Raw genomic sequence first — 8,817 nt, forward strand, 5'->3', positions numbered from 1 at the left:
CGCGCGATGCCACCCGCCCCGGCAGCGTGGCGCCGCAACTGCCCTCGCGCCTGCGCGGCGCCATGGGCGACTTCGACGCGCCGCAGGCCGAAGACTGCCTGCACCTGACGGTGTGGACGCCCGCCGCCGACGCGCGCCGCCGGCCGGTGGTGGTGTGGCTGCATGGCGGCGCCTGGCAAAGCGGCGGCGGCGCGCTCGACTGGTACAACGGCGCGCGCCTGGCGGCGCGCGGCGACGTCGTGGTGGTGGCGGTGAACTACCGGCTGGCCGCGCTGGGCTGGCTGCACGTGCCGGGCGAGACCGCCAACGTCGGCCTGCTGGACCAGGAATGCGCCATCGACTGGGTGCTCGACAACATCCAGGACCTGGGCGGCGACCCGGCCCGCGTCACGTTGATGGGCCAGTCGGCCGGCGCCTCGTCGATCTGCGCCATGCTGGCGCGGCGGCCGCGCTTTGGCCGCGCCATCCTGCAGAGCGCCGCGCTCGGCCGCGGCTTTCGCAGCAGCGCGCAGGCCGCGGCGCTGGGCCAGGCATTCCTGGCCGCCGCCGGCGCCGACACGCTCGAACACGCCCGCGCGCTGCCGGTCGAGCGGCTGCTGGCGGCGCAGCAGGCGCCCGCGGTCATCGCGGCCCTGCAGGCCGAAAGCAGCCGCCGCAGCCTGTTCGGCCCGGTGCTCGATGGCCAGGTGCTGCCGGCCGACATCGCGCCGGCCTTGCGCCAGGCGGCTGGCCGCGCCGACGTGCTGGTCAGCTACACCCGCGACGAAATGGCGGCGTTTCCCGGCGGCGACGGCCCCGACTGCGCGGCCGCCAGCGAGGCGGTGTTCGGCGCGCCATCGCGCCAGTGGGCCGCGGATGCCGCCGCCCAGGGCCGCCAGGCCTGGCTGGCGCGCTTCGACGTGGCGCCCACGACCCGTTTCCAGGCCTGCCACTGCATCGAGCTGCCGTTCGTCTTCGACACGCTCGCCGCCTTTGCCGACGCGCCCATGCTGCAAGGCCTGGCGCCAACACAGGCCGCCGCGCTGGCGCAGACCACGCAACGCGCCTGGATCGCTTTCATTCGCGGCGAAACGCCCGCGTGGCCGGCCGCGCCGCACCTGGAACGGCTGGCCTGAAGTCCCGCGCCGGGCGCATGACCCGGCGCGTCCAACATCGACAAGGGGAATACCAATGCTCAAGCCATTCGCCATCGCGCTCGCCCTGCTGCTGCCCGCCGCCGCCGGCGCGGCCTATCCGGACAAGCCGGTCAAGATCATCGTCTCCAATCCGCCGGGCGGTCCGGTCGACGTGATGCTGCGCGTGCTGGCCAGCAAGCTGTCCACCGCCTGGGGCCAGGCGGTGGTGGTGGAAAACAGGCCCGGCGCGTCCGGCATCATCAGCACCGGCGCGCTGGTCAAGTCGGCGCCGGACGGCTACACGCTGGGCATGGTGGTGGCGTCGTCGGTGACGATCGTGCCGTTCGCGGTCGACCACCTGCCGTTCGATCCGCAAAAGGACCTGCAGCCGGTGGCGCTGGTGGCGCGCACGCCGTTCCTTTTCATCGTGCCCAGCGACAGCCCCATCAAGACCTGGCAGGACTTCGTGCGCGAGAGCAAGGCGCGCAGCCTGACGGTGGGTTCGTTCTCGATCGGCACCGCCTTCCACCTGGTGTGGGAGCAGACCGCCCGGCGCGCCGGCATCAAGGCGCTGTACATCCCGTCGTCCTCGTCCGGCAAGACGCAGAACGACCTGATCGGCGGCCAGCTCGACGTGGGGCTGGACGCCCCCTCCAGTTCGAAGGGCCTGATCGACAGCGGCCGCCTGCGGGCGCTGGCCATCACCAGCCCGCAGCGCTTTCCCGGCCTGCCGGACACGCCCACGCTGCGCGAGTCGGGCATGGGCGACTACGCGCCGCAACCGTGGATCGGCCTGATGGCGCCGGCCGGCGTGCCGGCCGACCGCGTGGCGCGGATCCAGCAGTCGGTCGCGGACATCCTCAAGGAACCGGCGATGAAGGCGCAGATGGAAACGCTGGGCATGATTCCGATCGGCGGCAGCGCGCAGGAACTGGCCGACACCATCGCCGCCGATCGCGCGCAGATGGAGCCACTGATCAAGGAACTGGGAATCAAGCTGCAGTAGGCGCGCCAGCGCGGGCCGGGGGAAGCCCGTTCATTCTTTATTGACCGACGGTCAGTCATTTATTAGAATGCGGTCATCCCCTTTCTTCCGGCCATCCGCATGACTCCCAATCGCCGCCGCGCCCTGGTGTTCGCCGTCAACCTGGGCAGCTTCATCACCATCCTGGACATCAGCATCGTCAACGTCGCCCTGCCCACCATGCAGGCGGCGCTGCGCATCGACATGGCCGGCCTGCAATGGGTGGTGGACGCCTACGCCCTGTTCCTGTCGGCCTTCATGCTGTCGGCCGGCCCGCTGGGCGACCGCTACGGCCGCAAGCGCTCGTGGCTGGCGGGCGTGGCGCTGTTCACGCTGGGCTCGGCGTTCTGCGGGATGGCCGACAACCTGCCGCTGCTGCTGGCCGGGCGCGCGGTGCAGGGCGTGGCCGGCGCGCTGCTGATCCCGGGCGCGATGTCGCTGCTGACGCAGGCCTTTCCCGATCCCGCCGAGCGCGCCCGCGCCATCGGCCTGTGGGCGTCGTGCAATGCCATTTCGCTGATCGTCGGCCCGATGCTGGGCGGCCTGCTGGTGGCGCACTTCAGCTGGCAGAGCATCTTCCTGATCAACCTGCCGGTGGGCGTGGTGGCGATCGCGCTGGGCGCCTGGGGCATCCAGGAAAGCGCGCATCCCGAGCACGCCGCCTTCGATCCAATCGGCCAGGCCCTGAGCGTGGTCTGGCTGGGCGCGCTGACGTATGGCCTGATCACCGCCGGCGAACACGGCTGGCAGGCGCCGGCCACCCTCGCCGCGCTGGCCGTGGCCGCGCTCGGGCTGATCGCCTTCCTGTGGGTCGAGCACACCGTGGCGCGCCCCATCCTGCCGTTGGGCCTGTTCCGCGACGCCGGCTTCGCCAGCACCAACTTCGCGTCGTTCGTGATGGGCTTCGGCGCCTACAGCAGCCTGTTCTTCTTCTCGCTCTACCTGCAGCACGTGCGCGGCCTGTCACCGCTGGAAGCCGGCTGGCAGCTGGCGCCGCAATTCGTGGCCACCGGGATCGTGTCGACGGTGTTCGGCCGGCTGACCCCGCGCTTCGGCCTGCCGCGGCTGATGATCGCCGGCTACGCCATGGTCGGCGCGGCCATGCTGGGCATGATGAGCTTCGACGCCCACACGCCCTACGCGCTGTCGGGCTCGCTGATGGTGCTGCTGGGACTGGGCATGGGGCTGTCGGTGCCCGCCACCAGCATGGCGGTGATGGCGACCGTGCCGCGCGAGCGCTCGGGCATGGCGTCGGCCACCATGAACGCGCTGCGCCAGACCGGCATGACCATCGGCATCGCGCTGCTCGGCGCGTTGATGAGCGGCCGCGCGATCGATGGCCTGGCCACGGCGCTGACGCGGCTGGGCCAGCCGGATGCGCAGGCGGTGGCGCGCATCGCGGTCACCCAGCACGTCCTGCCGGCGCAGCCCGATGGCGTGGCGGCGCTGTTCGCCGATGCGCTGGCGGGCGGTTTCCATGCCGCCATGGCCGGCGCCGGCGCGGCCTCGCTGCTGGCGGCGCTGCTGCTGTTGTGGGTCACGCGCGGCGCGCGGCCGGTGTTGCGAGCGGCATGAATGGATGCCGGGGCGGGCGCACGGAACCCAGGCTGGACGCGGAATTCCAGCGCATGGAATTCCAGCGCCCGGAATCAAATCGCGCCGTTTTTAAGCAGGCGTAACAAGCGCGCCGCCGTGCATGCGCTCCGGTAAGATCTCCGCCCAATAACAGGTTAACAACCAAGAGGAGACATGCCATGCAACACCGCAAGATCCTGTTCCGCCTGGCGCCGTTGGCGCTGGCCGCGCACCTGGCGCTGAGCGGCGCCGCCGTCGCGCAAAGCGCGCCCGGCACGCAAGGGCCGCTGGCGCCGGCGCCCGTGCCCGAACTGGCCGCGCAGATCGACCAGCGCGCCAAGGCCATCGAGGACAAGCTCATCGCCTGGCGCCGCGACATCCACCAGCACCCCGAACTGGGCAACCAGGAAACGCGCACGTCCAAGCTGGTGGCCGACCATCTGCGCGCGCTCGGCATGGAAGTGAAGACCGGCGTGGCCGGCACCGGCGTGGTGGCGCTGCTCAAGGGCGGCAAGCCCGGCCCGGTGGTGGCGCTGCGCGCCGACATGGACGCGCTGCCGGTCAAGGAACAGGTCGACGTGCCGTTCGCCTCCAAGGCCAAGGGCACCTACCTGGGCAAGGAAGTGGACGTGATGCACGCCTGCGGCCACGACGCCCACACCGCCATCCTGATGGCCACCGCCGAAGTGCTGGCCGGCATGAAGGACCAGCTGCCCGGCAGCGTCAAATTCATCTTCCAGCCGGCCGAGGAAAGCCCGGCCGACTTCGAGCCGGACGGCAAGAAGATCTGGGGCGCCAAGATGATGGTGCAGGAAGGCGTGCTGGACAATCCCAAGGTCGACGCGATCTTCGGCCTGCATGTCTCCAGCAGCTATCCGGTGGGCAAGCTGTCGTGGCGCAGCGGCCCGGCGATGGCCGCCGCCGACCAGTTCTGGATCGACGTCACCGGCAAGCAGACGCACGGCGCGCGGCCGTGGTCGGGCATCGACCCGATCGTGGTCAGCTCGCAGATCATCCTGGGCCTGCAGACCATTCCCAGCCGCCAGATCAACAGCATGCTGGAGCCGGCCGTCATCACTGTGGGCGCGATCCACGGCGGCAACCGCATGAACATCGTGCCGGACAGCGTCGCCATGACGGGCACCATCCGCACGTATGACGAGGGCATGAAGAAGGACATCCACCAGCGCATCGCGCGCACCGCCACGCAGATCGCGCAAAGCGCGGGCGCCAAGGCGGACGTGCGGGTGGTCGAGCTCTACAACGCCACCGTCAACAACCCCGGCCTGACCGAGGAAATGGGCGCGACGCTGCGGCGCGTGGCGGGCGAAGGCAACTACGGCCTGCAGCCCAAGTCGACGGCGTCCGAGGACTTCTCGTTCTACCAGGAGAAGGTGCCGGGCATGTTCTTCTATCTCGGCGTCACGCCCAAGGACGTCGATCCCGAGACGGCCGCGCCCAACCATTCGCCGCGTTTCTACGTGGACGAATCGGGGCTCATCAACGGCGTGCGGGCGCTGTCGAACCTGACGGTGGACTACATGGCCAAGGCCAAACAAGGCAGCTAGCGGCCGGCATAAGCAAACCGCCATAAAGTCTTTGTGGCGGACGGCATGGTTTCCTACAGTACGGCCCTTTGCCGCCAAAGCGCCGACCTGCCATGCCGATCTCCCGCCGCCGATTCCTGCTTGCCAGCACGCTGGCCCTGCCGCTTGCGCGTCCGCGCCGGGCGCGCGCCGCCGCCTGGCCTGAACGGCCCATCCGCCTGGTGGTGACGTTTCCGCCGGGCGGCGCCAGCGACATCGCCGCGCGCGTCATCGCGCCGGCGCTGGGCGACCTGCTGGGGCAATCGATCGTCATCGACAACCGTCCCGGCGCCGGTTCCACCATCGGCGCGACGCAGGTGGCGCAGGCGCCGGCCGACGGCTACACGCTGCTGATGTCGAACTCGGCCCCGCTGTCGATCTCGCCCGCGCTGATGCCGCAGCATCACTACGACCCGCTGGCCAGCTTCCGCCACGTGGCCTACCTGGGCGCGGTGCCGACCGCGTTCGTGGTGCATCCGTCGGTGCCGGTCGAGACCTTCGCGCAACTGACCGAGTGGATCAAGGCGCAGCCGGCGCCGGTGCAGTACGGCAGCGGCGGCCTGGCGTCGGTCGGCCAGATCGTCGGCGAACTGTACGCGCGCCAGACCGGCGCGCGGCTCGAACACATTCCCTACAAGGGCTCGGGCGCGATGCGCAACGACCTGCTGGGCGGACAGATCCGCTTCGCGGTGGATGCGTTGCCGCAGAACCTGCCGTTCCTGCGCACCGGCCAATTGCGCCTGCTGGCCGTGACCACCGCGCAGCGCGTGCCGCAGGCGCCGGAGATTCCGGCGGTGGGCGAACTGGGCTATCCCGGCCTGGTGGCCGAGAATTTCGTCGGCCTGTCGGGTCCGGCGGGCCTGTCCGACGCCGTCAGCGAACGCCTGTACAACGCCTTGACGCAGGTGCTGCGCACCCCCGAGATCCGCGCCAAGCTGGAAGGCCAGGGCTTCGTGCTGGCGCAGAAGTCATCCAGCGAATTCACCGACTTCGTGCGGCGCCAGGCCGAGGCTTGGGGACCGGTGGTGCGCGCCACCGGAGCCAGCCTGTGAGCGCGCGCCGGTTGCTGGCGCTGTTCGGCCAACCCGGCCGCGGCGGCTTCAACGAGGCCGCCGTCGAAGGTGCGGCGCGCGCCGCGCGCGCGGGCCAGCCGTTGCAGGTGGAATGGATCACGGCCAACGACCCCGACGCGCGCGCAGAGCGCCTCGCGGACCTGTGCGCCGCCGCCCCGGACCTGGTCATCGTGCATGGCGGCCAGGGCGATGCGCCGGTGGCGCGGGTGGCGCCGCGCTTTCCGCGCACCCAGTTCGCCATCACCCAGGGCAGCCACCATGCGGCCAATGTCGCCTCGTACGAAATCCTGCAGGAGCACACGGCCTTCCTGGCCGGCGTGCTGGCGGGCCTGCGCGGCGGCGCCGCGCATCTGTCGGGGGAACGCGTGCGGCCGGGGCTGAAGGGCCGCGCCGCCTATGCCGATGGCGTGCGCCGCGTGCGCGGGCAGGATCCGCTGACCGGCTTTTGCGGCAACCAGCATGACCCGGCGCTGGCCGAGGCCTGGACCGACGCGCTGGCGGCCGACGGCGCCCGCGTGGTGTTCGCGATGATGGACGGCGGCCGCGACGGCATCAGCCGCGCCTGCCGCCGCCATGGCCTGTGGCAGATCGGCAATGTGCTGGACTGGGTGGCGCGCGATCCGGCCGTGTACCTGGCATCGGCGCTGGCCGACTCGGGGCTGTGCGTGGAACGGGCCGCGGCCGATCACGCCGTCGGCGCGCTGCGGGTCGGCGCGGTCACGCACTTCGGCCTGGAAGCGGGCGCATCGCTGCGGCTGGCGCTGGGCGCGGACGTCAGCGCGGAGGAACGCCGCGCGCTGGACGACTGGTCGGCGCGGCTGGCGCGCGGCGAGATCGCGGTCGCGACCGACTACACGGGACGGGAATTCACGCCGCCGGCCCGGTAGCCGCGAAGCCCGCGTGGTATGCCACCTCGCCCCGCGCCGGCTGGGTGAACGCCTGCGCCATGAAGTACGCCGGCGGCACGCCGGGGTAGGTCAGCGCCGGCGTCGCCGCGAAGCCGAAGCGCGTGTAGTACGCCGGATCGCCCATCACCACGCAGCCGGCCGCGCCGCGCGCCTTGAGCGCGGCCAGGCCAGCCTCGATCAGGGCCGCGCCGATGCCGCGCCCCTGCATCGCGGGCGGCACCGCCACCGGCCCGAGCCCATACCAATCCGCCGCGCCGTCGCTGATCGCGACAGGCGAAAAGGCGATGTGGCCCACGGCCCTGCCGTCCTCGCGCGCCACCAGCGACAGGGTCAGCGCGCCGGCCGCACGCAGCGCGTCGATGATGTAGCCCTCGGTCTGCTGGCTGTGGGGATGGTCCTGGAAGGCTTGCTGGGTCAACGCGAAGATGGCGTCGATGTCGTCGGGGGTTTCGGCGGAAATTCGCATGGCCCTTCTCCTTGGCAATGAATGCATGGCACAGACCGCGAGTGTAAGCCCCGCGATGATTGACGCCCGCCCGGCCCCTCGCTACAGTGACCGCCGACCCTGGCCGGCCACGCTGCCGCCGGCCGGCCCGCGAACCTGACGGCGCCTCGCGCCCCTTCTCCGGAATCTTCCATGAACAGCTACCGCGTCGGCATCGCCGGCTTCGGCGCCATCGGCCAGGCCGTGGCGCAATCCCTGGATGCCGGCCTGCCCGGCCTGACGCTGGCCGCCGTGGCCGTGCGCGATCCCCAGGCCGCGCCCGCGGTGGCCTGGCAGAACGCCAAGCCGGTGTTCACCACCATCGGCGAGCTGGCCGACCATTGCGACGTGGTGGTCGAATGCGCCCCCGCCGCCGTGTTCCGCGAACTGGCCGAGCCGGTGCTCACGGCCGGCAAGAAGCTGGTGGTGCTGAGTTCCGGCGCGCTGCTGCGCCACGACGACCTGATCGAGGTCGCGCGCCGCCACCACGGCCAGATCCTGGTGCCGTCCGGCGCCATCCTGGGCCTGGACGCGATCACCGCCGCCGCCGAAGGCGAGATCCACTCGGTCACGATGATCACGCGCAAGCCGGTGCGCGGCCTGCTGGGCGCGCCCTACCTGACCGACAACAACATCGACATCGACGGCATCACCGAGCCGCGCCTGATCTTCCGCGGTTCGCCGCGCGAAGCGGCGGTGGGCTTCCCGGCCAACCTGAACGTGGCGGTGAGCGTGTCGCTGGCCGGCATCGGCCCGGACCGCACCACGCTGGAGATCTGGGCCGACCCGTCGCTCGAGCGCAACGTGCACCGCGTCGAAGTGGTGTCCGACTCCGCCTCGTTCTCGATGGAAATCCAGAACATCCCGTCGGCCAACCCGAAGACCGGCCGCATCACCGCGCAAAGCGTGATCGCGGCGCTGCGCAAGCTGACCGGCCCGCTGCGCGTCGGCACCTGAGCGGCATCCGCGCACGACGGGCGCCGCCCGTTGTGCCCGTGCCGGCCACCGGGACCGGGCCGCGCGGCGCAACGCCTCGCGCCGGCCTCAGGCCG

At 71.4% G+C, this 8,817-nt stretch carries 8 protein-coding genes; 7 read left to right on the plus strand and 1 reads right to left on the minus strand.

Annotated features, from left to right (window positions below):
* The 6 genes from H0523_RS30830 to H0523_RS30855 all read left to right on the plus strand — a co-directional run.
* A partial coding sequence (locus H0523_RS30830) for a carboxylesterase family protein (protein ID WP_180180275.1) occupies positions 1 to 1,115 on the plus strand: 1,115 nt, incomplete at its 5' end.
* 55 nt (positions 1,116 to 1,170) lie between these two features.
* A complete protein-coding gene (locus H0523_RS30835; RefSeq protein WP_054435218.1) occupies positions 1,171 to 2,121 on the plus strand; it encodes a Bug family tripartite tricarboxylate transporter substrate binding protein in 951 nt (316 codons plus the stop codon).
* Between the two features lie 99 nt (positions 2,122 to 2,220).
* Positions 2,221 to 3,714 (plus strand): MFS transporter, encoded by a 1,494-nt coding sequence (locus tag H0523_RS30840; protein WP_054435221.1) that lies wholly within the window; start codon positions 2,221 to 2,223, stop codon positions 3,712 to 3,714.
* Positions 3,715 to 3,893: 179 nt separating this feature from the next.
* Positions 3,894 to 5,282: an amidohydrolase gene (locus H0523_RS30845; protein WP_054435224.1), complete on the plus strand. Its 1,389-nt coding sequence runs from the start codon at positions 3,894 to 3,896 to the stop codon at positions 5,280 to 5,282.
* 92 nt (positions 5,283 to 5,374) lie between these two features.
* Positions 5,375 to 6,352, plus strand: coding sequence for a Bug family tripartite tricarboxylate transporter substrate binding protein (locus tag H0523_RS30850; RefSeq protein WP_054435225.1), 978 nt, complete (start codon positions 5,375 to 5,377; stop codon positions 6,350 to 6,352).
* The gene (locus H0523_RS30855) at positions 6,349 to 7,260 is read left to right on the plus strand and encodes a BMP family ABC transporter substrate-binding protein (RefSeq protein ID WP_054435228.1); all 912 of its coding nucleotides are present in this window, start codon (positions 6,349 to 6,351) and stop codon (positions 7,258 to 7,260) included. Before H0523_RS30850 ends, H0523_RS30855 begins: the two co-directional genes overlap by 4 nt.
* On the opposite strand, the gene H0523_RS30860 is transcribed toward H0523_RS30855, so the two are convergent.
* Positions 7,241 to 7,747 carry a GNAT family N-acetyltransferase gene (locus H0523_RS30860; protein ID WP_054435231.1) on the minus strand — a complete coding sequence of 169 codons (507 nt, stop codon included), beginning with the start codon at positions 7,745 to 7,747 and terminating at the stop codon, positions 7,241 to 7,243. The two genes, H0523_RS30855 and H0523_RS30860, sit on opposite strands and share 20 nt — an antisense overlap.
* A gap of 171 nt (positions 7,748 to 7,918) precedes the next feature.
* Here H0523_RS30860 and H0523_RS30865 point away from each other — a divergent pair, with 171 nt between their 5' ends.
* Positions 7,919 to 8,722 (plus strand): aspartate dehydrogenase, encoded by an 804-nt coding sequence (locus H0523_RS30865; protein WP_054435235.1) that lies wholly within the window; start codon positions 7,919 to 7,921, stop codon positions 8,720 to 8,722.
* The last annotated feature ends 95 nt before the right edge of the window (positions 8,723 to 8,817 follow it).

The organism is Achromobacter insuavis (assembly GCF_902859645.1).
Taxonomy (GTDB): domain Bacteria; phylum Pseudomonadota; class Gammaproteobacteria; order Burkholderiales; family Burkholderiaceae_B; genus Achromobacter; species Achromobacter insuavis.

Bases quoted from the DNA above. Each gene is read 5' to 3' on its own strand.
- H0523_RS30850 (WP_054435225.1), top strand. From the start codon at position 5,375: ATGCCGATCTCCCGCCGCCGATTCCTGCTTGCCAGCACGCTGGCCCTG.
- H0523_RS30865 (WP_054435235.1), top strand. From the start codon at position 7,919: ATGAACAGCTACCGCGTCGGCATCGCCGGCTTCGGCGCCATCGGCCAG.
- H0523_RS30840 (WP_054435221.1), top strand. From the start codon at position 2,221: ATGACTCCCAATCGCCGCCGCGCCCTGGTGTTCGCCGTCAACCTGGGC.
- H0523_RS30845 (WP_054435224.1), top strand. From the start codon at position 3,894: ATGCAACACCGCAAGATCCTGTTCCGCCTGGCGCCGTTGGCGCTGGCC.
- H0523_RS30860 (WP_054435231.1), bottom strand. From the start codon at position 7,747: ATGCGAATTTCCGCCGAAACCCCCGACGACATCGACGCCATCTTCGCG.
- H0523_RS30835 (WP_054435218.1), top strand. From the start codon at position 1,171: ATGCTCAAGCCATTCGCCATCGCGCTCGCCCTGCTGCTGCCCGCCGCC.